Origin of the sequence: Gemmata algarum (assembly GCF_034097035.1) — a bacterium.
In the GTDB taxonomy this organism is placed as follows: Bacteria; Planctomycetota; Planctomycetia; order Gemmatales; family Gemmataceae; genus Gemmata; species Gemmata algarum.
Window position 1 is genome coordinate 155,166 of sequence record NZ_JAXBLV010000002.1, and the last position, 25,842, is coordinate 181,007.

The following is a 25,842-nucleotide window of genomic DNA, read 5'->3' on the forward strand; positions in this document are numbered from 1 at the left end:
CCGACGGCTGTCCGCGGGCAACCGTTGATAAAGCTCTGTCAATCCCAGCGCTTCGTGCGACGGGTGCCAACTCGGGCACGCGGCAGCGGTGGTCATCGCGGGGGGGCCGAAGCGAGTGCCGCGAGCGGTTCGGTGCCCGGCGACGCCAGGTTCAGCGGCGCGGCGGGGGGGGGCGTCTGTGTCGCCCGGAGCTGCTCGTACCAGACGATCGTTTCGCGGAGGCCGGCGCGGAACTCGGTGCGGGCCGACCACCCGAACCGCTCGCGCGCCCGGGTCGCGTCCAGGCACCGGCGCGGCTGGCCGTCCGGCTTGGTGGCGTCCCAGCGCAGCTCGCCGTCGAAGTGGCACAGCTCGCAAATCAATTCGGTCAGCGCGCGGATGGTGATCTCGCGGCCGTTCCCGAGGTTCACCGGGTCGGGGTGGTCGTAGTGCTCGGCGGCGAGCACGATGCCCTCCGCCGCGTCCCGGACGAACAGGAACTCGCGCGACGCCGCCCCGGTGCCCCACACGTCGATGTGCCCCAGGCCGGCTTCGCGGGCGTCCACAACCTTCTTGATGAGCGCCGGGATGACGTGGCTCGACCTCGGGTCGAAGTTGTCGCCCGGCCCGTAGAGGTTCACGGGCAGCAGCGCGACCGCGTTGAACCCGTACTGCTGCCGGTACGCCTGCGCCTGGACCAGCTGCGCCTTCTTGGCGATCCCGTAGGGCGCGTTCGTTTCTTCCGGGTACCCGTTCCAGAGGTCGTCCTCTTTGAACGGCACCGGGGTGAACTTCGGGTACGCGCAGATGGTCCCGATGGTCACCATCTTCTGGACGCCGCGCTTGCGCGCCTCCTCCATGAGCATGATGCCCATGACCGCGTTCTGGTAGAAGTACAGCCCGGGGTTCTCGCGGTTCGCGCCGATCCCGCCGACCACCGCCGCGAGGTGGATGATGAGGTCCGGCTTGTGCTCGTCGAGCATCTGGCGGACGGCCGCTTGTTCGGTCAGGTCGTACTGCGCCTTGCGGGGGGCGATGAGGGCGCCGGGCCGGCGCTTGCGCACTTCCGCGCACACCGCCCGGCCGAGGAACCCGGTACCACCGGTGACCAGCACCCGCCGGCCCGATAACGGACCCATCGTGGGATCTCCTGAGTCGGCGCCGGGGCGGACCGGTGGCGCCGGTGCGCGGCGCGTGGCGTCGGTGCTACTTGCTATCTACTTGTCGTTGAAGTTCGTACATTTTTGCCCGGACCGCCGCGATGTAGTCGGCCCGGATGCGGCTGGCAACCAACCCCGGCCGGCCTTCCAGGAAGCCCAGCCGGACGAAGTAGTGGTAGGCGAACCAGATCAGCGATTCGCACGGCAGCCGGAGCACCCACCTCTTCAGGAAGCGGCGCCGCTCCTGCGCGTTGCCGAACAGGCGCGGCGCGATCTGGGCGTCGCCGTACTGCCCGGTGGTCAGGAACGCGTGCCGGAGTTTGGCCTCCCAGGTCGAGTACTTGTTGTGCCGGTCGAGGTACGCGTCCATCCCCTTGAAGTCGTCGTGGATGAGGGGCGTGCGCAGCTTCCCGACCCAGCCGTCCACGATCACGCGCTCGTGAACTTCCATGTCGAGGGCGGTGGTCGCGTCACCGGCCAACCGCTCGAATCGGGCTTTGCCGGATCGCACCAGGAGGACCGCGGCGAAGGAGAACCCGCCGAACCGGAACCGCCGGCCGAGGAAGTGGAAGCCTTTCACGATCAGGAACCCGTTGGGCGCCTGCGGGTCCGCGACCGCGGTCCGGATCTCGTCCCACAGCGCCGGGGGGACCTCTTCGTCGGCGTCGAGGAACAGCACCCATTCGGTTGTGATCGGGACCGTGTCGAGCACCCACTGCCGCTTCTTCGGGTAGCCGCCGGTGTAACGGAACTGGACGACTTCGGCCCCGAGCTCGGTGGCGACCGCGGCCGTGCGGTCGGTGCTGTGCGAGTCCGCGACGATCACCCGCCGGGCGGGGCCGAGCGCGGCGAGACACTTGCGGATGTTCACCTCCTCGTTCCGCACCGCGACGACGACCGTGACGGGCAGCGTGGCTCGGGCGGTCATTTCAGCCCCCGGCGCTTGACGAACCGGGCCGGGTTCCCCGCGACGACCGTCCCGGGCTCGACGTCCTTGGTGACGACCGCGCACGCGCCGACCACGGCTCCCGCGCCCACCCGCACGCCCGGAAGCACGAACGCCCGGGCGCCGACGAAGGCGTCCGGCCCGATCACGATCGCGGCGACGACCAGTGGCAGGTCCGGGTGCGTGAAATCGTGCGTCCCGCCGCACAAGTACGCGTGCTGCGCGACCGTACAGCGCGCCCCGAGCGTGACCCGGTCGAGGTTGTAGACCTCGCTCCCCGGGCCGAGGCACGCGCGGTCTTCGAGCGTCAGCAGCCACGGCATCTTGACGACCGCGGACTGCGACACGAACGGCGTCCCGCGCACCGTCGCCCCGAACGCCCGCAGCAGGAACACGCGCCAAAACGAAAGCGGCTTGGGGGTGGGCCGGAACAGCGTCAGCCAGACGAGCCCCCACAGCGCCAGTCGGGCGCGCACGCCGAGCGACCACGGCGAGGCGTAGGCGGTGGCTTGTGGCATCGTCCGCCGCTCGGCTTGGGGCGAGTTCGTCATTCGGAGAGCACTTCTTCAAAGTCCCGGAGGTGGGCCGCGGCCACGCGCGGGAGCGTGTGCGCCGCGGCCCGGCTCGCCGCGCGGCCGGCGATCTGCTCGCGAAGGGCGGGGGCGCCGAGGAGCCGGCCGAGCTGTTCGGCCAACCGCCCCGCCGGGTCCGGGCGGCGGTGGTCGAACACGACCCCGGTCGCGCCGTCGGTGATGAAGTCGCGGAAGCAGGCGAGGTCGGAGACGACCGGGGGCAACCCGGTGGCCATCGCTTCCAGCGGCGCGACGCCGAACGTCTCCCCGGCTTCGGCCAGCGACGGGTAGCAGAACAGGTCCGCGGCGCGGTACTCGTTCGCCAGCCCGACGCGGTCGAAGACCGGCTCGACCAGCTCGACCGCGCGGCCGGCCGATTTGGCCGCGAGCGCGGCCCGGTATTCGCCCCCGGCCCCGCCTTGCGCGACGAGCCACGGGCCGACGATCCGCAGGCGCGCCGGGAACCGCACCGGGTCCAACCGCGCGAACGCCTCGACCAGCAAGTCGAGGCCCTTCTCGGGGTGGATCCGTCCGGCGAACAGCACCGTGGGCTGGGGCTTGCGCGGGCGCTTCTCAGCGGGAGGGGTGAACCGCCCGTCGACCGGGTACGGGACGACTCGCACCTTCGCGAGCAGTTGGGGGCGCTCTCCGGCGATCGCGTCACGGACCGCCGAGGACGGCACGTTCAACCGGGCGGCGCGGTCGTACAACCGGAGCTGGCCCTTCGGCATCCGGGCGACGTGGACGACGACCCGCCCGACCCCGCGCCGGAGGTGGGCCACCACCGGCGCCCAAAAGCTGTGCGTGACCAGGACGTCGGCCGGGGGGAGCAGCCGCTGCATCTGGAGCGAATAGCCCAAATCCTTCACCAGATTCGGAAGGAGCCTCGGGCCGGCCGTGAACCCGGTCCGGCGAACGTATCGTACCCCGTTGACGGTCTCTTCGACCTTCTGCCCGACGCCCGCTTTGCAGAGGACCGTGACCGTGTGGCCCTGTGCCGCGAACGCTTCGGCCAGCCCGTGCCAGACCCGCTCGACGGCCCCGCCGGGGGCCGGCGGGAACGGTTGGAACGGCCCGCTCAAGATGGTGATTCGCACGGCTGGCGCTCACTTCGTCAGTGCGCGGTAGAGGTCGCGGAGCCGCGCCGCCACCGCGGCCCAATCGAAGACCGCTCGCGCGTACTCCCGGCCGCGGGCCCCGGTCGCGGTCCGCCCCGCCGGGTGCTCCAGCAACGCGTCGAGCGCGGCGGCGAGCGCGTCCACGTCGCGGGGAACGACCGCCCCCGCCTTCGCGGCCACGACATGGGGGGCGATCTGAACCTGGTCGGACACCACCACCGGGACGCCGCGGGCCATCGCCTCGGCGACCACGAGGCCAAAATTCTCCTGGTGGCTCGGCAGCGCGAGCACCGCCGCGCCGTCGAGCACCGCCCACCGGTCGGGGGGGGCGATCGGGCCGAGGATGCGCACGCGCGCCGTCAGCCCGAGCCGCTCGGCGGTTCGCGCGACCTCGTCCGGGTAGTCCGGCGCCGACCCGTCGGCGCCGCCGGCGATCACGAGCGTCGCGGGCCGCGTGAGCCGGGCGAACGCGGGCAGGAGCAGGTCCGTCACGCCCTTCTTGGGGTGCACCCGCGACAGGAAGAGGACGACCGGTGGGCCGTCGGCCGGGAGGCCGCACCGCTCGCGCAGGGCGGCGGCGCGCGCCGGAGCGGCCCACGCGTCGGGGGCAACGCCGAGCGGCTGAACAACCACCGGGGCTTTCAGCGCGCGGTACAGGCGCAGTTCGGCCGCCTCGTCGTCGCTGGTGCAATGGAACGCGGCGGCCGACCGGACGTTCGACCGCTCGAAGCCGACCCAGTACGCCGCTTTCATCAGCCGGTGACGCGCCCAGGTGTACGGCGACAGCGTCCCGCACGGGCGGTACACAACGGGCACGCGGTGCCGCCGGGCCGCCCGGCAGGCCGCGAAGGTCGGGTGCAGCCACGCGGAATGAACGTGGACGACGTCGTAAGACCGAACGTGCTCGTCCAGCCACCGGGCGAGGGGCGCCGAGTGCGCCCAGCGCGCCCCCGTTCCCCGACTGACCCGGAAGAGGCGTAGTGCGGTGCTCCGCGCGGGCCACTGGGCCGCGTCGTACGCGCCCGCGCCATCGACGTCTGTGGTCGCCACGTCCGCGGTGACGCCCCCGAGCGCGTTGAGCGCCTCGCACATCGGAACGATGGCGGCGCTCGGGCCGCCGTACCGCGGCGCGACGGCGGGGATCACATGGAGGATGCGGAGCGGCGTCATCGGAGGAACCGGCCCAGAATGTCACCGAACCGCTTTCGGAAACAGGAGAAGCGGAAGTGCTCCGCCCACCGGCACCGCGCGGCCGCGCCGAACCGATCGGCCAGCCCCGGCTCCCTCAATAGTCGAATGACGCGATCCGCCAGTTGCCCCGGTGCGTCCAGATCGACCGTGAACCCGGTTCCGCCGTCGAGCACGATCTCGGGGGCGGCGTCGTGCACCGACGCGACGACCGGCAGCCCGTGCCGCATCGCCTCGATGTACACGATGCCGAACCCCTCCCCGCGGCTCGGCATCGCGAACGCCGTGGCGCGTGCGTACAACTCGTCGAGGCGCTCTTCGGTCGCGAACCCTTCGAACACGATGCTCCGGCCGGCACCGCTCTGCGCGGCGAGCGCCTCCAGGGCCGCTTGCCCCGGCCCCCGCCCGACGACCCGGAGCGTGGCGCCGGGCACCGCGTCGACGACCGACGGCCAGGCCGCGATCAGGTCGCGGTGGCCCTTGTCCCGGTCCGCGACCATGCGCCCGACCACGAGCACTTCGGCCGAAGCGGACGGGCGCGGGCGCGGGGGCGGCGGGCGCTCGGCTTCGGTCGCCAGCCAGCACACCTCCGCGCGCCCGAACCGGCCGTGAGCCCGCTCGGCGCGGCGGCGGGTGTAGTCCGAGTTGAACATCTGGACGGTCGCGGCCTTCGCGCTCGACACCCAGGCGGGGCTGGCGCCTTCCCAGATCTCGATGCCGTGGAGCGCCGCGAGGTGTGGCCGGTTCAACCCCGGGAGGCGGCGGAGCCGGCCGAGGTTGCAGGTGTCCGTGATGAGGTGCGTGCCGCGCGTCCGGAGCGCGTGCCACGCCATCCGCAGCCGCGAGCCGCCGGCGCACCGGACCGGGGCGCCGACGTCGGCGGCCGGGGCCTCGTCGTGCAAGCTCAGGAGCGAAACCGTCGCGCGGTCGGCGAAGTCTTCGAGGAGGACGCGGCCCATCAGCCGGGCGACGCGCTGGATCCCGCCGGACCCGGCTTCCAGCGAGGTCGCCGCGAACAGAACCCGCGGCCGCTCGGTTCGCGCGGGGGCGGCTGAGAGAGGGGCCGGGCGGGTCATCGCGCGCGTCCGATCGTCCCGGCTTCGGGTGCGGCGCCGGCAGAGGGCTTCAGCCGGGCCAGGCAGGTGAGGAGGCCGGCGGTGGCGTGTTCGTAGCTGTAACGGCCGACACGCGCTTCGCCCGCCCGCCCCCACACCGCGAGGGCGCCCGGGGCCGCGAGGGCCGCGCGCAACCGGGCCGCGAGGGCGCCGACGTCGCCCGCCGGGAAGGTGCCGCCGGTCTCGTCGTCGCGAACGAGGTCGGGGCCGCACCCGACGTGCGAACTCACGATGACCGGTCGGCCGAGGCACATGGCCTCGTTGACACACAGCCCCCAGGTCTCGCCCGGTCCGTAACTCGGCAAGACGACGAGGTCGGCCGCGGCGTACGTTCGGGGCATCCGCGACTGATTCTGAAACGGTGCGAAGAACACGTTCGGAACACCCGCCGCCGCGCGGCGCAGCTCGGGCTCTTGCGGCCCGTTGCCGACGAACAGCAGCGACGCGCGCCCGGGCGCGGCGCGCCGAAACGCTTCCAGCAGGTCGAGCGGCCGCTTCTTCGGTTCGAACTTCCCCGCGAACAATACGACCCGGTGATCCCCCGGGATGCCGAGGGCCGCTCTCCACTCGCGCGCGTCCGGTTCGGCCGCCCCGCGGCCCCCGGTGAACCGGTCGTTGTCGACCGCGTGCGGGCAGAAGACGAGCTTGTCCTCCGGGACGCCGTGAAGTCGGTAGTACTCGCGGTTCGCCTGCCCGACGTAGAGGAACGCGGCGAACCGGCGGAACACGCGGGCCAGCGCCGCGCGTTTGAGCCGCGCCTTCCACCCTGACCGCGGAACGAGCCGGTGCGAGTCGCCCCTGAGGATGAGCGTGTACCGCGGCCGCGAAAGGAGTAGCTTCGCGAAGGTCGCGTAGTTGTAGCCCAGGCACAGGACCGCGTCCGGCGCGAACGGCTTGAGTCGCGCGAGCAGGCCGGGGTTGTCGATCCCCCAGAACGAGTTCGTGCCCGGCCTGCGGCTGCGGTTCGGGACGAACTCGTGTTCGTACCCGTCCAGCAGGGGGATGTCCCAGGTCACACGAACCCCGAACGTGGGATCGACCCGCCCCGAGACGCCGAAGTCCCAGAGGTAGAACACGCGCACCGCGAGCCCCGACCGTTCCGCGAGGTGGCGGAACCACGGGGCGTAGTACTGCACCGGGTGCGTGGTGACGATCGCGAGTTTGGTCACGCGTCTCCCCCCGCGAGCGCGAGGCGCGCGTGCCGCTCCGGGACGCGCTCGCCGTTCGGGGTGCTCCGCATCAGCACGAGTCCGACGGCCAGGAGCGCCAGCGTCCCTTGCACGAGCGACGTCACCGCGACCCCGGCGGTCGCCTCCGTTTGCAGGAACGCGGACAGCACCAGGAAGCCGAACAGCCCCGGGAACGAGGTGACCGGCACGGTCGCCCCCCACCGCGCCGCGGTCCCGGTAACCGTGCCGGTCAGCACCGCGAGGGCCAGAACCCCGAACCAGCCGAAGTTCGCGTACGACTCCGCGAGCAGCCCGAACCCGATCGTCGTGCTAAGGGTCTGGCTGCGCGTTTGCAGCCCGTAGTGCGTGGACAGGATGTACGTGCCTTCGTGCGACCACGGCTTGTCGGTGCTCAAGAACCGCGGCAGCACGAGGGCCGGGATGATCTCGTAGGTCGAGCCGTTCAGGTGCTCGACCTGCGACGGGCTGTTGGTCTGAACCAGCAGGATCATGTGGATCACCGAGGCCCGGCTCAGGACGGAGGAGCCCTGCGGGCGCTCGGCCGCGGCCGGGTCGAAGCGCCCCGACACGAACTCGCCCACCCCTTCGCTCACCCACTCGGCGTAGAACTCGACGTAGCCCGGGAACGGTTTCGGCGACTCGCCCCAGTACGCCTTTCGCATGCCCCACTTCCCGCTGTGGAGCACCGCGAAGACCACGAACGCGACGATAATCAGGCGGTACGGGACCCGCCCGCGGCCGAGCGCGAACGCGGCCGCCGTGGAGAAGGTGAGCATCGCGACCCCGTGGATGATCAGCCCGCCCGCGTCCAGCAGCATGTAGACGACGAGCAGTCCCGCGAACGTGGCCTTCACGTTCATGCTCAACTGCTGCCGGCCCCACTGGAACGCGAGCACCACGGCGGACAGGATCGCGAGTGCCAGGGTGCCCATCCGCAGCGCGCTGTGGACCGTTCCGGGGAGGGACACCACCATCCACGGGAGCGGCGACAGGAACACGCACCCGCAGCCCAGGAACGTGAGGAACACGCCGCTCCGGGCCTCCGGGAACCCCCAGTAGGCGCGCGGCACGCGGGGCCGGCTCGCGGTCAACGTCCACCAGACCCCGGTGCCGAGCAGCAGGTACCCGATGACCGTCGCGGCGGCCGTGAGCTGGTCGCCGGTCGAGTAGTTCTGCACCGCCTGGTGGCCCTGGACCAGCGGCAGCGCGCACGTCCAGATGTACGTCAGGCAGACGATGGGATAAATGGGCAGCCCGCACGCGTGGCCCCGCGCCCAGAGGTACGCCGGGACCGCGGCCGCGGCCGCGATGAGGAACCCGGCGGCGGTCCCCACCGAGACGACCGACTCGGCTGCGACCAGCCCGCCGAGGGCCAGCACGGCGGCGCCGCCCCAGAACAGCCGGAGGAACAGCGGGTTGGCTTTGGGGTCGATCATCGGGGACCGGTTCGGTTGGGCGCGGGGATCGCAGAGTCGAACGTGCGGCACAAGACCCTGGTCATTTCGCGCGCGGTGTAGGGCGCGAACGCGGCCCAGTCGGTGGGCGGTTCGGTGCCGGTCGCGGCGAGCAGGCGCCCGAGCGCCGGCGCGAGGCGGGCTGCGAGGTTCTCGGTGCTTTCGCCCGTCGCGAACGGCACCACCTCACCGGCCCGGCACGCGGTGATGACCGCGGCGGCCGGGCTGTTCTCGTGGAGGATTGCCAGCAGCGGCCGCCGGGCCATGATGTACGGGTACATCTTCGAGGCGCTGTAGCTCGGGTCGTCCGAGCCGACGACGAGCAGCGCGCCCGCGGCGCGCAGCAGCGACACCCCGCGCAGGTACGGCAACCGGTCGGTCTGTTCGGTCACCACGGCCGCGAGCCCCGCGGCTCGCGCAAGCGGGCGAACGGATTCGCGCGCCAGCCCCTTCTTCGCGTAACTCGTCCCGACGAAGTGCATGCGCACGCGGTCCGCACGCGCGTCCGAGCGGCGAACGGCCGCAAAGGCGCCGAACAGCCCGCGCAGGGCCGGGGCGAGGTCCGCGCCGCCGCGCCCCAGGTAGACCCAGTGCCGCAACCCGTCCGCGGGGTCGAACACCCCGTGTCCGATGTTGCGTTCCGCGACCACCTGAAAGTCGCTCGCCGCCGCCGCGAACGGCAGCACCGTGTAGCGCTCGGCGGGGACGTCGGGGTAGCGCGCCCGGAGCGCATCGGCATACGCGGGCGAAACGGTCGCGACGTGCCCGGCGTGTCGCACCACCGTTGGCTCGGCCCGCCGGGCGCCCCACTGTGCGAGCGCGTAGCGGAGGCGCCCGCCCGGGGGGGGCGTGCCCGTGCGGGAGTAGTAGTCGCTGATCCACGGGTCTTGGAGGTCGATTACATACGGCACGCCGAACCGCCGGAGCCAGCGCGGCCCGAGCTTCATCGCGGAGAAGATGGTGGTGGAGAAGAACACCAGATCGAACCGCTCGCGCCGCAGCAGCTCCGCCCCGGCGGCCGCGAGCCGCCCACCGGCGCGGAGCCAGAGGCCGCCGAACCCGAACGCCCGGGTCAGCCACGCGGGAACCGCGGGCACGCGGGTGACCGCCTGCCCCGCGGGGAGCGTTCGCGCGAGGTCGGGGTCCAGAAAGCCTTCGACCCCGGACGGGTCGACGGCCAGCACGTGCGCGTCCCAGCCGAACTCGCGCAGGTGCGGGAGCGCCATCCGCACCCGCTGGCAGTCCGGGGCGTTCACGGGCGGAAAGTGCGGACTCACGATCAGCACGCGACGCATCAGGGCACCCGCCCGGCCAGCGGGCGGGCTTGTGGCCCGCCCCGTGCGGCTTCTGTGTACAGGCGCTCGTATTGGGCAACCACACGTTCCGCCGAGAACGCCGATTCGGCCCGCGCGCGGCACGCGGCGCGGTCGATCTCACCGACCCGGCGCGCGGCGGCCGCGAGGGCCTCTTCGGTCTCGGCCAAAAAGCCCTCGGTCCCGTTGCGAATGATTTCGGGCAGCGCGCCGCGCGGGCAACTGATGACCGGTGTCCCGCAGGCCAGCGCTTCGGCGAACACGATCCCGAACGGCTCGTTCCACTGGATCGGAACGAGCATCGCCGCCGCGCGACCGAGCCACTCGTTCTTCTGCGCGTCGTTCACGGGTCCGACGTACTCGATCCCGTTCCGCCCAAGGTGCGGCTGAATCTGGTCGCGCCAGTACCGCCCGTTCGGGGTGTCGTCGGACGCGTGGTTCCCGGCGATCACGAGCCGCCGGCCCGCGCGTTTCGCGACCGCGATGGCGACATGGGCGCCCTTGATGTGTTCGACCCGGCTCAAAAAGACGAACGGCGCATCGGCCGGCACGCCCGCCCGGAAGGTGTACTTCGTGAGATCGACGAAATTCGGGATCGCGTCCCAGGTTCCGCCGGCCTGTTGCCCGATTGCGCAGATGTACCCGCTGCACCCCGTGAACCGGAGCGTTCGGCCCGCGAGGCGCTCTGCCCACCGGGTCGTTCGCAGACTCGGGTTGCGCTGATAGGACATGACCTTCGGCAGCCGCCCGGGCAACAGAGGGAGCAAGTACATCAGCCGCGAGAAACTGTGGACCACGTCCGGCCGGAACGCGTTCACGGCCCGCGCGAGGGCGCGGGTGTTTCGGACCGTGTCGCGCAGGCTCTGCGAGGCGGCGCCGGGCCACGGGAAGGACGCGTCGACCGGTGCGGTGGAACCCCGGTGCGCCGCCAACCCGACGGCGTGGCCGCGCTCCCGCAGACCGGCCGCGAGGTCGGCAACGATCCGCTCGATCCCGCCGTACGTGAGCGGCGGGACCGGGATCTCGGGGTCGGCGGTGAGCAAGACGCGCATGTGAGCTAATCGCGCAGAGCGGCGCCGACAGAGGCCAGGAACGCCTTCTGCTCGACGTCCCAGTTGTACCGGTTGCGACCGAGGTTCCACGCCGCCTCCCGGCGCCGGGCGAGCCCGTCGCGGTCGAGCACGAGGGCGTCGAGCGCGCGTGCAAACTTTCCCGGGCGGCCGAGGTCGACCAGCGCGACGGCGTCCCCCAGTTCGCCCGCGAGCCGGGCCTGGGCGGGCGTTCGGCTCAGGACGACCGGGACGCCCGCGAGGAGGTAGGTGAAGATCTTGTTCGACAGCGCGATCGAGTTGTTCGGAGTGAAGCCGGTTTCCGTCCCGAAGCCCAGGTCGAACGCACCGGCGAGCCGGACCATCTCGCCCGGCGCGGCCGCCGGGTGCCACACGATCCGCCCGCGGACCCCGTGCGCGGCCGCGTGCGCGTCCAGTCGTTCGCGGTACCCGGCGGCGGGAACGCCGCGCAGGTGCAGCACGACCGGCGTGACCATTAAACCCATCGCGGCGACGACCGCTTCCAGCCCGCGCCCCGGCCCGACCGTCTGGCTGAACCAGTAGAGCGTCGGTCGGCCCTCGCCCTTCAAGTACGCGGTGGGAACCGGCTCGCGGGGCGCTTCGGACCGCGGAAACACGTTCAAGACGATCGCCGGGCGCCGGCCGTAGCGGCGCTCGTAGGCGCCCGCGACCAGCGGGCTCGAAGCCGTGAGGTGCGAGCACCGGGCGAGCAGCCCGCGTTCGAGCGACTCGCGGGCGGCGCGCCTGTTGCGGTGTTCCGGCGAGTCGGGGAGCTCGTCAACGTGGCTGTCTTCGGCGTCGAACCCGAACTTCGTGCCGTGCCGACGGGCCGCCCGGAAGGCCGCGCAGAGTCCGGGTAAATAGTGCCCGATGTAGAGGTCGGCCGGTTCGGCCGCGGCGGCCCGCGCCAGCCGCACGACGAGTTCCGATTCGGCCCACGCGGCCACGGACCGCGTGTGGCACAGCCCGCGCCGAACGAGAGCCGCCGCCGCCCGCTGTCGCAAGACGCGGGCCGCCCGTTGCCACTTGGCCCCCAACGGCACCTGGACCACCTGCCACCCGCGTGCCCGGAACAGCTCGTCATCGAGATCGGTGCCGAGCGAGTGCCCGGTCCCGCACACGACGCGAACCGGGTACCCGGCCCCCGCGAGGGCGTCCGCTTCTTTGACGAGCCGCGGGTTCGAGGACGGCGCCCCGGGGCCGATCAGACAGATTCGCGGGCGGGCCACGTTCAGGCGCCCCCGACGAGCGTGGGCGCCAGTTGGACCGGGCTGCGGCCGAACCGCGCCTCGAACGGCTCGCGCCCGCTGACCGCGATCACGTGGCGGAGCGCCCGGCCGAACACGTCGTCGAGCTCCTCGCGGTCGATGGTCCGGCAACGGCTGTACGGTCCGCACTGGAACCGGCGGAGGACGCGCGCCGCCCGCGCGGGGCCGAGCACGGACGCGAGCCGCGCGAACCGCCGGCCGCCGAGGCGCGCGCGGGGCGCGTCGATGGGGCTGGTCTGGTAAACGGCGAGCGTGAGCCGTTCGTACTCCGCGTGGAACCGCCGCGGGAGCCGGCGGTAGCTCTGGAACGCGGCTGCGCCGAGCAACGCGCGCGCCGCCCGCGTTTCCGGCGTTTGGGGGCACCGGAGCGCGAACACGAGCGTCACGGCGAGCGCCGGGACGCCGAGCTTCTCCCACTTCATCGAAAGGTGCTCGTCGTCGTGGCACACGGTAACGGCGAACGGGCCGTTCACCTTGCACACGCGCCACGGTTGCGTCGCGCAGTTGAAGAACAGCCACGTGTCCCCGGCGGGTTCGAACACCCGGCTCGGGGGCACCAACGGGTTCGCCAGTGCGGCCAGGAGCGCGGCGCGACGGAAAACCGGGGCGTGCGGGGCGGTCTGAACGCCGATAAACAGCTCGGCTGCGGTCCCAACCGTGGGGAGCACTTTTTCAGACAGCCGGGCCGGCTCGTGCGCGTCGTTGAGCGGATCGTAAGGTCGCGTGGTGGCCTGGTCGCAGTACGACAACTCGGCGCCGGTCTCGCGCATCGCCCGCACGTGGGCCGCCAGTTTATCGGGGTGCAGGAGGTCGTCGGAATCGAGGAACTGAACGAACTCGCCGTTCGCGTTGTGAAGGCCGGTCATCCGGGCGGCCGACGACCCGGCGTTCGCCTGCCGGATCACGCGGAGGCAATGAGGCGGGGCGAACCTCGCCCGGAGGTCGCCCAGACGAGGCTCGAGTGGCGAATCCGAGCCGTCGTCCACGACGACGCATTCGACCCGCAGCGGCGCGGCCCGGCCGGCCGCCACGAGGACGCTTCCGACGCTCGCCCGCAAGAGATCAACGCGGTTGAACGCCGGGATCACGACGCTGATGTCCACATGTGCTCCCTTGAGAGGCGCCGCCGGGCCGTTTCGAGCGTGAACGGGTGCCCGCCGCTCTCGTCACGCCTTCTTGGCGCGCGTCAGGCGGCGGGCCAATCTCTCGATCCGCTTCGCCAGCTTCCAGCCGACGAGCCGCGCGAGCGCACGCATCTTGGGCCCCATCTGAGGGGAGAAGTGCGGGCCGCCCAGCGCCCGCACCTGCTCGCGGGCACGCCGCCGCAGCTCCGGCACCGCGGGGTAGCAGGCGAAAATGAACTCTTCCCACACACGCGAACACGCCTTCCGGCTTCGCGCCGTGTCCCCGGCGGCGAGCAGCGTTCCCGTGCCCGCGAGGGTGGCGCGGAAGGCCGAGTCCCACGCCCGATCGGATTTCGTGGCGCTCAGCGCGCTCGCCAGCCCCGAGCGGTAGTGGAGGAACGCGTCCGGGCAAAACAGCACCGCGCGAGCGCGGGCAAGGACCCGCGGGAAGAAATCGAAGTCGTTGATGAGGGAAAGCGACTCGTCCCAAGGCCCGGCTTGTTCGACGAGCGCTCGCGGGAGCAGGTAGCACCCGCCCTGAACCATGCTGTGCTGCTCCCACATTTCGGTCAGCAGATCGACCGGGGCGATGTCGCGCCAAAACGGCTGCGGGACGGCCCGGGTGCCCCGCGGGTGGCCGACGAACCGGCCCCACGGGTGGAACGACACGCAGCCCGGCTCCGCCCCGGCGAGCCGCCGCACCTGGACCTCGACCTTGTTCGGCGAGATCAGGTCGTCGGCGTCGAGGTGGACGACGTACTCGCCTTGCGCCTCCCGGAACGCCCGGTTCTCCGCCGCGCTCTGGCCGCGGTTCTCCTGATCGATCACCTTCACGCGCGGGTCGGTGAAAGACCGGGCGACGGCGAGCGTGTCGTCGCGCGAGCCGTCGTTGACGACGATCACCTCGACCCGCGGGTGCGTCTGCGCGAGCACCGATCGCACCGTGTCGGGGAGGTACGCCGCCGCGTTGTACGCCGGGGTGAGAAACGAAACGAGTGGAACGGTCACGACGCCTCCGCCCCCAAGTACCGGGTCCGGGAGCGATCAATGATCTCGTTTGCGTCTTCGATCGCGCTCCCTTTCGGTACGCCCTTCGGCACCGAATACACGTACCCGTGGCAGCCGCGCCCGTGGGCCAGAAAGGGGCGGGCGCTGAGCCGCTCCATCGCCCTGAGCGACGGGCCGATCCAGAGCCCCGGGGCGCCGCGGTCGGGGGCCGTCATACCTCACCTCGGTTCGTGTTAGCGCGCCGCCACCCGAAGCGGAAGTACCACGCCTTGGACTCGGCGACGTAATGGTGAAGGGCGGCCGTGGGGCGCTCCGCTTCGGGGCGCGCCGGCCGCACGACGTACTCCGCGGCCGGCGCCTCGACGCACCGCGTGCCCGCGACGAGCATCGCGGTGAGGGCCTGCTCCTGGAGGTAGTGGTCGCCCTCGCGCTCCGCGAGCGCGCGGCACCAGTGTTCCAAACGGTCCCAGTCGATGCCGTCGCTGCGCAGGCCGCACACCCCGACGTTCACCCGGTCCGGGACCGGTGCGCCGGCGAGTTCGGCCATCAGCGCGGGCGAGTACCCGTAGGCGCTTTCCACGTCCCGCATGTGACACGGGCGGTCCGGCGCGGCGAGCCACCGGAGTAGCACGTCCGGGCGGCGGAAGAAGAGCATGTCCGAGTCGAGCACCAGTTTCCACCCGGTGCCGCCCGCGTGGACGTCGGTCAACTTCCGCAGGTGCGGGTACACGAGCCGCCTCCGGCGAAGGGTCGGGTATTTCGACGCCGGGAGGTGCTCGTCCAGCCGGCGAACGACCGCGTCCGCGGGGCGCACTTCGAGCCCCGGTAGCACGCGGGCGAGCGCCGCGGCGTGTTCGGCTCGGAGCGTGCCGTCGTCGATGACGACGATCCGCACCGGCGCCCCGGCGCGGACCCGCAGCGAGTGCCCGCAGAAGGCGGTCTGGTACCAGAACTGGGCGCCGGTCAGGAAGTACACGCACGGAACGTCCGCACCGAGCGGCTCCGGAGCGGGGGGCAGCCGAAGCGCGGCGCGCTCCATCGCCGCCCGACCGCGCCGCGCGAGCCACAGGTTCAGCGGCCCTTCCCGCGCGCACTTCTTGAGGAACGCGCGCGGCGCGTGGACCAGCCGATAGGCCAGCCTCCCGACCCGCAGCCGTTTGGCGAGCTGACGCAACCGGCTCATGGCGCCCCCAGGAGCGCGCGGCCTTCAAACTGACCGCACGCGCCCCTCCAGCGGACGTACGCGGCGGGTCCGGTCCAGCTCCGGTAGCGGAGGTACGCGCGCCACTTGCGCAGCGGCACGGTCCAGCGCGCGACCCGCGGCCAGGGGCGGAGCCCGTGGCGGTCCAGCACCTGGACCCACGACTTCGCGATGCCGTGGTTCAGCCGCGCGAGGTGCTCGCGGGTCAACCGCGCCGCCGGCAGCAGGTGCGTGAGGCACAGTTCCGGCGTGTAGCCGACCTGCCACCCGGCCCGGAACACGTGCAGCACGACGTCGCAGTCGCCGCCGCTGGCCAGCGAGGTGCCGCTCCGGTCCGTAATCGCGCCGCGGCCTGAAGCGCCCGCGCGGGCGTAATCCGCCCAGGCTTCGGTCCGGAGCGCCATCCCGGCGCCGATGGGGGCGCACGCCGGGTAGCCGGTCTCGGCGCTCGGGTCCGCGATCAGCTCCGCGTCGCCGAGGTCGCGCACGGCCAGCGCGCCCGCGAACTCGCGAACCCACGGGGCCGGTTCGACCGCCCATTCCGGCACCGACCGGCCGCCGAGGGCGCCGAGCCGCGGGCGGCGGGCGAAGGCGTCCACGACCCGCGCGAGGTAGTTCGGGGCGAGCACGTTGTCGTCGTCCACGAACACCAGAAGCGCCCCCTCGGCCGCCGCCGCGCCCGCCCGCCGGGCGAACGTCAGCCCCAACCGCGGTTCGCGGAGCACCCCCGCGGACGGGTGCCAGCTCAGCACGGGGGCGACGGGCGCGGCCGAGCCGTTATCGACCAGGATCAGCTCCCACCGCTCCAAAGGGAGCGTTTGCGCGCGAAGGCCGTCCAGCGTGCGGGCCAACCGGCCTGCGTCCGGGTTGTGGGTCGGGATCAGAACCGAGACGGTGGGGCTCATTCGCGGAACCGAAACGTTTTGGCCGGGACGCCCGCCGCCACCGCGTATGCGGGGAGGTCGCGTGTGACCACCGCCCCGGCGGCAACAACGCAGCCGTCGCCGATCGTCACGCCGCCCAGAACCGTGACCCCGGCGCCGAGCCAGACGTCGCGGCCGATGGCCGTGGGCAGCAGCACATCGGGGTGGTGGCGGATGCGCTCGCCGCGCGGCGGGATCGTGTGGTTCGAGGAGAGGATGCGGCAGTGCATCGCGATCAGCGTGTCGTCGCCGATCGACACGCCGCCGTGCCCGTAGACGACCGTGTACTCGCCGACGAACACGTTCGCCCCGACCGCCACCGAGCCGCCCCACGCCCGCAGAACCGCACCGCGCCCGAGGCTCACGTTGGAACCCACGGTCACGCGCCCCCGCCGGCCGTTCCGAACCCCCGGCGCGAGCACCACCCCGCGGGCGAGGTCGCAGCCCGCGCCGAACTCGGCGCCCGCCCAGGCGAACCGCGCGCGGCGCGCGGCCTGGACCGCGCGCGCCCACGTCACCCGGAGCACGGCACGCCTCGTTCGTGAGCACCGCCGGCACTTGGGTCGTGTGCGTCGCGCGTGCCGAGCGCGACCGACCAGCGCGCCGAAACCCGCAACGGGCCGATCACCCGCGTCGAGTACCGGCTCGAAAGCGCCGCGCTCGACACGAAATCGAAACGCACCACGTCCGGCAGGTGCTCGTGAACCGCCCCGGTCCCGTCCCCGAGCCAGACCGAGACGCTGTAGGTCCCCGACTGCAGCGGGACGTCCGGGAACGTGACCGCCGACCGCCCGGTCCGAGAGCTGCCGTGCGGGTTCGTCGGGTGCAGGTCGCGGTTGGTGCCGAAGAGCGGGGTGCCGAGGTCCGTCGAGACCACCACCCCGACGAGCGGGTCGAACGCGACCGGCGACTCGAAGCCGACCGCCACGCTCAGGTGCCCGCGGGCGAGTTCGGCCGTATCGATCCGGACCGAGGTTACGGTCGGCCGGTCCGGGCGGGCGGCGCCGGCGTACGCCCCCTGGTCCGCGCCGCCCAGGTACCGGCCGATGACGTCCGCGACGGGGCCGTGCGCGACGAGCCCGCCGTCGCGCAGGTACAGCCCGCGGGTGCAGAGCTGGTTCACAACGGACAGGTTGTGGCTCACGAACAGCACCGTCCGCCCGCCCCGCGCGATCTGGCCCATTTTCCCCAGGCACTTCTGTTGAAACGCGGTGTCGCCGACCGCGAGCACCTCGTCCACGACGAGCACCTCGGATTCGAGGTGCGCGGCGACCGCGAACGCCAGCCGCGTGTACATGCCCGACGAGTACCGCTTCACCGGGGTGTCGAGGAACTTCTCGACCTCGGCGAACTCCACGATCTGATCGAACTTCGCCCGAACCTCCGCGCGCGACATCCCCAGAATGCAGCCGTTCAGGTACACGTTCTCGCGCCCGGTCAGTTCCGGGTGGAACCCGGTGCCCACTTCCAGCAGGCTCGCCACCCGGCCCTCGATCTCGATCTGGCCCGCCGTCGGCTCCGTGATCCGCGAGAGGAGCTTCAGCAGCGTGCTTTTGCCGGCCCCGTTGCGGCCGATGACCCCGACCACGTCGCCGCGCTTCACCTCGAACGCGATGTCCTTGAGTGCCCAGAACTCGTCCGGCGGCGCGTCCGCGGGCCGGCGGCCGCGCAGCCGCTGGAGGAGCCCCCGCGCGCCGGCAGCGAGCGCGTCCCGGAGCGTCGACGGCCCCGGCCCCGCAGCGCGCCCGAGCGCGTACCGCTTGCCCAGGCCCTCGACGCGGATCACCGTTTCGGGTTCGCCCACAGCTGGCCTCAGATCCGGTCCGCGAATGTCTTTTCGGTGCGACGGAAGTACCGCACGCCGGCGGCCAGCGTCGCGCCCGTCGCCGCGACGGTCACGGCGACCGCGTACGGGGTCTGTTCGCACGCCTGCCCCAAGAGCGCCCAGCGGAACCCCTCGATCAGCCCGACCGCCGGGTTCAGGACGAAGAGCCACCGGTACTGCTCGGGCACCGCCCCGAGGCCGAACCCCACCGGCGAGATGTACACCCCGAACTGGAGCACGAACGGGATGACGAACCGCACGTCGCGGAACCGGACGTTCAGCGCCGCCAGCCAGACCCCGACCGCGACGGCCGCGACGGCCGCGAGCGCGACGAACAGCGGCAGCAGCGCCAGCCGCCAGGTGACGTCGGTCCCGTACCAGACCATCAGCCCCAGCAGGACCGGCAGCGTGACCAGGAAGTCGATGAGGCTCACCGCGACCGCGCTCAACGGGACGACGAGCCGCGGGAAGTAGACCTTCGAGATCAGGTTCCCGTTACCGACCAGGCTCTCGCTCGCGGCGGAGAAGCCGCTGGCGAAGAGCTGCCAGCCCAGCATCCCCGACAGGACGAGCAGCGGGTACGGCGCCCCGCCGGAGGGGAGCTGCGCGACGCCGCCGAACACGACCACCATGACGGCCGTCGTCGCGAGCGGGCGGATCACGGCCCACGCGACCCCGATCACGGTTTGCTTGTACCGGACCGACACGTCGCGCCACGCGAGGAGGAACAGGAGCTCGCGGAACCGCCACAGGTCGCGCCAGTACTGGCGCTCGGTGCGGCCGGCTCGGATCACGGTACGGGACACGGTCGGGCTCCTCGCAAGGCCTGGCTCAGCGGGCGCCGAAGGCCGCGGCACCGTGCGCCGGCGCCGGTTCGGTCAACTCGGTCGCGCGGCGCTCCGCCGCGTCGACGATCCGGGCGAGCGTCTGGAAGATGCGCTCGATCGAGCTGCTGTCACGGCCCCCGGTCGCCGCGACCCGGCCGATGAGGTGGCCGCGCGCGAACAGCGGGCTTTCGACCCGCCACCAGTGCGTATCGGGCGTGGCGCACGCGGCGCGTTCCCACCGCGCGTGGTAGTTCTCGTGCAGCTCGGGCGCGTTGACGTCGAGCGAGAGCGACTGGAGGTCCGCGCTCCCGGCCGCTTCCGCCAACACGGCCCAAACGGAGTCCCAGTCGATCGTGCCTTGGATGCGAACCGCCAGCCCGACCCCGGCGGGGGCCGGGGCCCAACCGAGGGCGCTCCCGAGCGCCAAGCCGGCCCGCTTGCGGATCAGGTGGAACTCCGCGCACCCGAACAGGCGGGTCGCGAGGAGGGTGACGGCGACGCCCCCGGCGGCCACGAGGGCGTACAAATCGTTCTTGAACGCGGTGCTCGCGAGCGCGCCGACGGACGCGACCAGCCCCAGCACGGCGACCAGCCCCAGCACGCGCCGCACGGTGAGCCCGTGGCGCAGCAGGACGTGGTGCAGGTGCCCCCGGTCGGCGGTGGCCAGCCCGCGCCCGGTGAGCTTGCGCCGGATCACGGCCGCCGTGGTGTCCAGGACCGGCAGGATCAGAATCGCGACCGGGCAAATGAGCGAGACGGTCGCCGGCCCCTTGAGCGACGACGGGATCGCCAGCGCCCCGATGACCAGCCCGACGAGCATGCTGCCCGCGTCGCCCATGTACACGGTCGCGGGCGGGAGGTTGAACCAGAGGAACCCGGCGACCGCGCCGCACAGGGCCAGCGCGACGGTCGCCGCGAACACCTGCCCCACCATGAGCGCGATGACCGCGAGCGCTCCCAGCCCGGTCACCGCGACCGTTCCCAGCAGCCCGTCCATCCCGTCGATCAGGTTCAGCGCGTTGACGCAGGCCAGCAGCCAGAACACCGTGACCGGTCCGGCGAACGGCCCGAACTCGACCACCCACCCGAACAGGGCCACGCGCTCGATCAGGTAGCCGCCGCCGACGACGAGAACCAGCGTCGCAACGATCTGCCCGGCCAGCTTGTGGCGCGCCCGGAGGTTGTGCCGGTCGTCGACGAACCCGACGGCGGTGATGGTGGCCGCCGCCGCCAGCAGAGCGGCGGCCCAGCGCACGTCGTCCCGCACGACCGCGGCGAACGCGTGAGACACGAGCAGCGTCACCGCGAGCGCGAGCACCGCCGCCAGGAGAACGGCGACGCCGCCGATCACGGGAACCGGCCGCTGCTGCATCTTGCGGCGGCCGTCCGGGGCGTCGACCAGCCCGTTGCGATCGGCCACGTTCCGGGCCAGCCGAGTCAGCACCAGCCCGGCGCCGGCGCCCGCCGCGAGCGGCACCCACCAAACGGCACCGAGGGAATGAGTGGTCAAGGCGAACCATCCGAATGCGCACGCGGCGCGGGGACGCGGTCCCCCGCGCGAACGGTGCTGGACGGCGGGGAACGCACCCGGGCCGGGCGCGTGGTCGCGATTTAGTGGGCCACCGGTTGTGACAAATGGGGAACGCTGCGCGAGCCTTACAGCGGGTCGACCTCGCGGTCGAGCGGCTGCCAGGGGGGAACTCGGGCCGCGTCCCCCCTGAGTGGCAGAGGGGGACGGCCCGCTCGCGTCGAGCGAGTCGGATCGTTGGGAAACGTAATGTGTTATCGAGTATCGAAGCAACTCCGTACGCCGATTTTTTGGCCACCGTGCAATCAGGTTCGGCGGGGTGTCACTCCGGCCCGAAAAATGCGCCCCGCGATCAAGATTCCGTTTCCGCTCGTTCCTCAAAAGTTCGGTGCGGTCCGGAGGCGTTCACGCAACGGTGCCCGGACCGGAAACTCTCGCCCCGGCGCCGGGGCCAAAATCGGACGGCGTGTTCGATAATTCAGCAGCGGGTCCGTTTCCGCGGTCAACGGTGTCGCGCGGCCGGGGGGCTTCATGGACGAGTCAACGATCATCGACGACGTGGGCCGCTGGGCGGCTCTGCGGACCGCGGCCCGCTGGGAAAAGGCGGTGACCGAGCAGCTGACCGCCGCCGGGGTGCCCGTGTTCCTTCCGCTCTTGACGCGGGTCAACCGGACCAAAAGCAAGACGCAGACGGCGCAACTGCCGGTGTTCCCGGGCTACGTCTTCTGCGGCGAGCGGGAGTACCGGGACTGCACGCGCGTGCCCCCGTCGTGCCGCAAGTTGATCGCGCAGCTGCTCTGCGCCCCGGACCCCGATCAACTGAAGGACGAGCTGCGCTCGGTCGCGGAGCTGCTCGCGAACCGGCAGCTCCTTCAGGAGCGCGTGTACGGGGTGATCGGGGACACCGTGCGAATCGTCGGGGGGCCGCTCGCCGGCTCGCTCGGCACGATCCTCCGGCTGAAGCCGGGCACCCGCCGGGTCCTCATCGAAGTGTCCTTCCTCGGTGCCCGGATCGAAGCGACGGTCGAGGAGCGGTTCCTCGAAAAGGCTGTTCCGATCGCGTAAGGCGCGCGAAGCCGCGCCCTTACCCGGTTCGCACGCCCGCCTCCATGTTGTCCGCGCCCCGGGCGCTCGCGCTCCGGGGCCGCCCTGCCACTCTTGGAGCCCGCTGCCGTGGCCGATACCGACAAGAATACCGCCGCCCCGCCCGACGACGACGAGCCCGCGTCCGGTCTGAACCCGTTGCACCTCGTCATGCGCCGGTGGCAGTTCCTGGCCGTCGGGCTGATCATCGGCGGGGTGCTCGGCGCCCTGATCTACTCGACCTCGGCGCCGCAGTACCAATCGACCGCACAGGTGCTGGTCGTGAAGAAGGGCGTCGAGGTGACCAAGGAGGGCGACGGCCGCGTCGTCGAGGACCACGTCGCCACCCAGGTGACGCTCATCAAGTCGGAGAAGATCCGGCTCGCGGCGGCGGCGAAGGCGCGGGCGGCGGGCGGCGACGGGCTCCCGGCCGACGACCGGGCGGTCGCCGACATGATCGGCACCGGGCTGACCGTCGTGCGGGACAAGGACTCGGCCGGCCCCACGGTCGGCAGCGGCGTCCTGAACCTCACGCTCCGCGAACCGGACCCGGAGCTGTGCAAGCGGCTCCTGGAGGCCGTAATCGCGGCGTACCAGGCCGAACTGTACTCCATTTACGAGAAGGCGTCCCAGGACCGCATCGCGACCCTCGACCGGCTCCTCGAAGCGGTCAAAGGGCAGCGGAAGGCGGCGGGCGAGCACCGCATCACGCACCTTACCGAGCTGCGCGGCATCACGACCGAGGACGTGTCGAGCGTCCGCACCCGCGTGAGCGCGCTCCGGGACCAGGAGCGCGCGCTGCGGACCGACATCAGCAACCTGGACGCGCAGATCGAACTCGTCGGCCGCACCGGCCCCGCGCCCGAGGACCGGCAGCTCGCGTTCGTTCAGCTCACGGCCCAGTACCGCGCGCCCGTCGTACCGACCGCGGCCAGCGGCGGCGAGCTGACGGGACCCGCCGCGCTGCGGGCGCTGGAGTTCGAGCGGCGGGAGCTGACCCAGGCGGCCGGGCTGGGCAAGGACCACCCCCGCGTGCTCGCGGTCGACGCGCGGATCGCGGTGCTCAAAGAGGAGCTCGCGCGCCCGCCCGCGGCCGGCGGCCCGGTGCTCGACGAGCTCGGCGCGCACATCCTCTGGGTCGAGCAAAAGCGCCGGACGGCGGGCCGCCAGTTGGCCCAGCTCGAGGCGCAGCTGTCCAAGGACGAAGAGACCATGAAGCGCGCCGGCGGGCTGCTGGACCTGGCCGATGCCATGGCCGTTCAGTCGCAGCACGCGGACGCGGAAATCATGCGGCTGGAGGCCGAGCGGCTCGCGCGGCAGGCGACCCTCGGGGCCGGCGGGTACGCGGCCGAGCAGATCACCCGCCCGGGGAGCGGGCACAAGGTCGCCCCGGTGCTGGTCCGCTCGCTGCTGCTGGGGTTGGGCATCGGGGCGCTTCTCGGCTGCGGGCTCATGGTCCTGGCCGAGACGCGGGACAAGAGCTTCCGCTCCCCGGCCGAGATCCGGCGCCGCCTCGGGCTGGCCGTGGTCGGTCACATTCCGCGGATCCGCACCGCGCCGGCGCTCAGCCTCGAACCCGCCACCTACGACCCGTTGCTGGTCGCGGCGCTGCGCCCCAAATCGTCGGAAGCCGAAGCGTACCGGGGGCTGCGCACGCAACTCTACTTCAGCACGCAGGGGCGCGGGCACCAGGTGATCCAGGTGACCAGCCCGACCCCCGGCGACGGGAAGTCCACGCTCGCGGCCAACCTCGCGCTCTCGGTCGCGCAGTCGGGGAAGCGGACGATCCTCGTCGATTGCGACCTGCGCAAGCCGCGCGTCCACAAGCTGTTTGCCGGCGCGGGCGCGCCCGAAACCGGGCTGGCCGAAGTGATCGCCGGGCTCCGGCCGCTCGCCGACGGGATCGTTGCCAGCGGCGCGCCGGGCCTCGACCTGCTCCCGTGCGGCCCGCGGCCCGCGAACCCGGCCGAGCTGCTCGGGAGCCCGCAGTTCCAGCGCGTCCTCGCCGAGCTGCGGGAACGGTACGAGTTCGTCATCGTCGACAGCCCGCCGCTGATGGCCGTCGCGGACCCCGCGATCGTGGCCCCGCAAGCGGACGGGGTGCTCGTCGTGTTCCGGATGACGAAAACGGCGCGCCCCGCGGCGGAGCGCGCCCGAGAGGTGCTGGCCGGCGTCGGCGCCCACACCATCGGCGTGGTGGTGAACGCGTCGGGCGACGAAGGCCGCGGGTACGGGTACGGGTACGGGTACGGCTACGAGTACAAATACACCAGTTACAAATACTCGGACAGTTATAACGCTGATGCCGATGAAGACGGGGCACGCCGGGTGCCCGCGCCGACCCGGTGAGGCGCGTCCCGAGGTTCCCGACCGAGGTTCCACATGACCTTGCTCGTCGACACGCACGTTCACCTGCTGGCCGGCCTCGACGACGGCCCGACCGACGCCGCCGAGGCGCTGGCGATGTGCCGGCTCCTCGCGGAGGAGGGCGCCACACACGTCACGGCGCTCGCGCATCAGAACGAACTCTATCCCGAAAACACGGCCGCGAAACTCCGGCTCGCGGCGGCCCATCTGGCCAGCCAGCTCACGGCCCACGGGGTCCCGCTCGCGGTGCATCCGACCGGCGAGGTGGCGCTGACCCCGGACCTGGAAGCGGACTTCCGCGCCGGGCGGTTGCTGAGCATCGGCGACCACGGGCAGTTCCTGCTGGTCGAGATGCCGCCGAGCGGGTTCGTGGACGTGCGCCCGCTCGCGGGGGCGCTCCGCCGGTCCGGGGTCCGGCTCGTCGTGGCCCACGCCGAGCGCTACCCCGAGCTGCTCCACGATCCCGGAGCGGTCGACGGCCTCGTGGCGGCGGGGTGCCTGATCCAGGTGACCGCGGGCGCGCTGGCCGAGCCGCCGTCGGGCGCGGTCGGGCGCGCGCTGCGGGACTGGGCGAAGCGCGGCGTCATCCACCTGCTCGGTTCCGACGGCCACCGGATGACCCGCCGCCGGCCACACCTCCGGGCCGGGTTCGAGGCGCTGGCCCGGTGTGCCGGCCGCGCGGCTGCGGACCGCGCGGGCATTTGGGGGGCCGCGATTCTCCAGGGGCTACCGGTGAAAGTTCCCGCTCCGGCCCCCCGCGCGCGGTCCTGGTACAGCGAGCTCTTCCGCTGAGCGAATCCGTGCCTTCCAAATTGTGCGAGTGATCGAGAGGCGCCGACCGTTCGTTCCGTTCGTTGGGCTCGTTGCGCCAGTCGCGGGCGATTGGCTTGACGTGCCGATGGGCGCGGAGCGTTGGCTCACCGCACCGCCCTTTGGACGTTCAACCACCGTTATTCCAAAGCTGCTCAGGTGTATCGGTCCAGCACGCCGGGTTGCTCCGGGACCAAGAGGTCGCCGTGCGCCGACCGCTCTATTTCTCGATCGATTGATCCCACTCGTCGATCTGCGCCCGGCGGGTGTGTTCAAAGATCGTGGGCGGTAAATCAAGCGACCCGCCGTTTTGGGGTCGCCTTCCAGAATCCGTCCCATAACGCGGGGCCGCTCTGATACAACGCGCGCAGAGCCCCGACCCGAGCCGCCCCGTCGGGGCACCACCTCATCCCCGACCCTTTCAGCCGCGCACCGATTACCTTGCAACCGGCCTCCGTCGGACCGCTGCCGATGTCTAACCCGGCCGCCCGGTACTCCGGGTACTCGGTCCGGTGCGCGTTGCCCTCGAAGTAGCCCACGAGCCGACGCAACGCGTCACCGGCTGCCGGCAGTTGCTGACGCCGCAACCACCTCACCAGTCCCGAACCCCCTCGCTCGTACAGCACGCCCTTCGCCTGTGCCGACCACGCCGTCCGCTTGGACTCGTCGCCCGGCCACGCCGCCTTCGCGTACTCGTGCATGTGTTCGGCCGCGTGATACCAGTCCAGGATGCACAACGTGCCCTCGTCGAAGTGTCGGTGGACGGCCGCCTC

The 25,842-nt window shown here is 72.1% G+C and carries 23 protein-coding genes and 1 pseudogene; 3 read left to right on the forward strand and 21 right to left on the reverse strand.

All coding sequences use genetic code 11. From position 1 onward, the window contains the following. Positions 1-92: 92 nt before the first annotated feature. From R5W23_RS01810 to R5W23_RS01905, 20 genes are all read right to left on the reverse strand, one after another. On the reverse strand, positions 93-1,118 hold the full coding sequence (locus R5W23_RS01810) for a GDP-L-fucose synthase family protein (protein ID WP_320684854.1): 1,026 nt from the start codon (positions 1,116-1,118) through the stop codon (positions 93-95). 67 nt (positions 1,119-1,185) lie between these two features. After that, complete coding sequence (locus tag R5W23_RS01815; RefSeq protein ID WP_261185119.1) at positions 1,186-2,067, reverse strand: glycosyltransferase family 2 protein; 882 nt, start codon at positions 2,065-2,067, stop codon at positions 1,186-1,188. Next, positions 2,064-2,603, reverse strand: coding sequence for a DapH/DapD/GlmU-related protein (locus R5W23_RS01820; RefSeq protein WP_320684855.1), 540 nt, complete (start codon positions 2,601-2,603; stop codon positions 2,064-2,066). Before R5W23_RS01820 ends, R5W23_RS01815 begins: the two co-directional genes overlap by 4 nt. A gap of 29 nt (positions 2,604-2,632) precedes the next feature. Beyond that, entirely contained in the window at positions 2,633-3,754 is a 1,122-nt protein-coding gene (locus tag R5W23_RS01825) for a glycosyltransferase family 4 protein (protein WP_320684856.1), read from the reverse strand. A 9-nt stretch (positions 3,755-3,763) separates the two neighbouring features. Beyond that, positions 3,764-4,945 (reverse strand): glycosyltransferase, encoded by a 1,182-nt coding sequence (locus tag R5W23_RS01830; RefSeq protein WP_320684857.1) that lies wholly within the window; start codon positions 4,943-4,945, stop codon positions 3,764-3,766. Continuing rightward, a complete protein-coding gene (locus R5W23_RS01835) occupies positions 4,942-6,039 on the reverse strand; it encodes a glycosyltransferase family 4 protein (protein ID WP_320684858.1) in 1,098 nt (365 codons plus the stop codon). Before R5W23_RS01835 ends, R5W23_RS01830 begins: the two co-directional genes overlap by 4 nt. After that, complete coding sequence (locus R5W23_RS01840; protein ID WP_320684859.1) at positions 6,036-7,247, reverse strand: glycosyltransferase family 4 protein; 1,212 nt, start codon at positions 7,245-7,247, stop codon at positions 6,036-6,038. Before R5W23_RS01840 ends, R5W23_RS01835 begins: the two co-directional genes overlap by 4 nt. Further along, positions 7,244-8,704 carry a hypothetical protein gene (locus tag R5W23_RS01845; protein WP_320684860.1) on the reverse strand — a complete coding sequence of 487 codons (1,461 nt, stop codon included), beginning with the start codon at positions 8,702-8,704 and terminating at the stop codon, positions 7,244-7,246. Before R5W23_RS01845 ends, R5W23_RS01840 begins: the two co-directional genes overlap by 4 nt. Further along, positions 8,701-10,017: a glycosyltransferase gene (locus R5W23_RS01850; RefSeq protein ID WP_320684861.1), complete on the reverse strand. Its 1,317-nt coding sequence runs from the start codon at positions 10,015-10,017 to the stop codon at positions 8,701-8,703. Before R5W23_RS01850 ends, R5W23_RS01845 begins: the two co-directional genes overlap by 4 nt. Continuing rightward, entirely contained in the window at positions 10,017-11,087 is a 1,071-nt protein-coding gene (locus R5W23_RS01855) for a glycosyltransferase (RefSeq protein ID WP_320684862.1), read from the reverse strand. The genes R5W23_RS01850 and R5W23_RS01855 overlap by 1 nt, the downstream gene beginning before the upstream one ends. A 5-nt stretch (positions 11,088-11,092) precedes the next feature. Further along, positions 11,093-12,334: a glycosyltransferase gene (locus R5W23_RS01860; protein ID WP_320684863.1), complete on the reverse strand. Its 1,242-nt coding sequence runs from the start codon at positions 12,332-12,334 to the stop codon at positions 11,093-11,095. Positions 12,335-12,336: 2 nt separating this feature from the next. Beyond that, positions 12,337-13,476 (reverse strand): glycosyltransferase family 2 protein, encoded by a 1,140-nt coding sequence (locus tag R5W23_RS01865; RefSeq protein WP_320684864.1) that lies wholly within the window; start codon positions 13,474-13,476, stop codon positions 12,337-12,339. A gap of 63 nt (positions 13,477-13,539) precedes the next feature. Then, positions 13,540-14,505, reverse strand: coding sequence for a glycosyltransferase family 2 protein (locus tag R5W23_RS01870; RefSeq protein WP_320684865.1), 966 nt, complete (start codon positions 14,503-14,505; stop codon positions 13,540-13,542). After that, a complete protein-coding gene (locus R5W23_RS01875; RefSeq protein ID WP_320684866.1) occupies positions 14,502-14,720 on the reverse strand; it encodes a hypothetical protein in 219 nt (72 codons plus the stop codon). The genes R5W23_RS01870 and R5W23_RS01875 overlap by 4 nt, the downstream gene beginning before the upstream one ends. Continuing rightward, positions 14,717-15,688 (reverse strand): glycosyl transferase, encoded by a 972-nt coding sequence (locus R5W23_RS01880; RefSeq protein ID WP_320684867.1) that lies wholly within the window; start codon positions 15,686-15,688, stop codon positions 14,717-14,719. Before R5W23_RS01880 ends, R5W23_RS01875 begins: the two co-directional genes overlap by 4 nt. Continuing rightward, positions 15,685-16,611, reverse strand: coding sequence for a glycosyltransferase (locus tag R5W23_RS01885; RefSeq protein WP_320684868.1), 927 nt, complete (start codon positions 16,609-16,611; stop codon positions 15,685-15,687). The genes R5W23_RS01880 and R5W23_RS01885 overlap by 4 nt, the downstream gene beginning before the upstream one ends. Further along, positions 16,608-17,156 (reverse strand): acyltransferase, encoded by a 549-nt coding sequence (locus R5W23_RS01890; RefSeq protein ID WP_320684869.1) that lies wholly within the window; start codon positions 17,154-17,156, stop codon positions 16,608-16,610. Before R5W23_RS01890 ends, R5W23_RS01885 begins: the two co-directional genes overlap by 4 nt. Next, positions 17,144-18,433 carry an ABC transporter ATP-binding protein gene (locus R5W23_RS01895; RefSeq protein ID WP_320684870.1) on the reverse strand — a complete coding sequence of 430 codons (1,290 nt, stop codon included), beginning with the start codon at positions 18,431-18,433 and terminating at the stop codon, positions 17,144-17,146. The genes R5W23_RS01890 and R5W23_RS01895 overlap by 13 nt, the downstream gene beginning before the upstream one ends. A gap of 8 nt (positions 18,434-18,441) precedes the next feature. Beyond that, entirely contained in the window at positions 18,442-19,260 is an 819-nt protein-coding gene (locus R5W23_RS01900) for an ABC transporter permease (RefSeq protein WP_320684871.1), read from the reverse strand. 25 nt (positions 19,261-19,285) lie between these two features. Next, positions 19,286-20,791, reverse strand: a complete 1,506-nt coding sequence (locus R5W23_RS01905) for an MraY family glycosyltransferase (protein ID WP_320684872.1) — start codon at positions 20,789-20,791, stop codon at positions 19,286-19,288. A gap of 549 nt (positions 20,792-21,340) precedes the next feature. Here R5W23_RS01905 and nusG point away from each other — a divergent pair. From nusG to R5W23_RS01920, 3 genes are all read left to right on the forward strand, one after another. Continuing rightward, complete coding sequence (nusG, locus tag R5W23_RS01910) at positions 21,341-21,874, forward strand: transcription termination/antitermination protein NusG (protein ID WP_320684873.1); 534 nt, start codon at positions 21,341-21,343, stop codon at positions 21,872-21,874. 108 nt (positions 21,875-21,982) lie between these two features. Then, positions 21,983-24,241 carry a polysaccharide biosynthesis tyrosine autokinase gene (locus tag R5W23_RS01915; RefSeq protein ID WP_320684874.1) on the forward strand — a complete coding sequence of 753 codons (2,259 nt, stop codon included), beginning with the start codon at positions 21,983-21,985 and terminating at the stop codon, positions 24,239-24,241. Positions 24,242-24,274: 33 nt separating this feature from the next. Beyond that, positions 24,275-25,051, forward strand: coding sequence for a tyrosine-protein phosphatase (locus R5W23_RS01920; protein WP_261185092.1), 777 nt, complete (start codon positions 24,275-24,277; stop codon positions 25,049-25,051). A gap of 311 nt (positions 25,052-25,362) precedes the next feature. Here R5W23_RS01920 and R5W23_RS01925 read toward each other — a convergent pair. Further along, positions 25,363-25,842 (reverse strand): annotated as a pseudogene (locus R5W23_RS01925) (ISKra4-like element ISSiac4 family transposase); the annotation flags it as partial.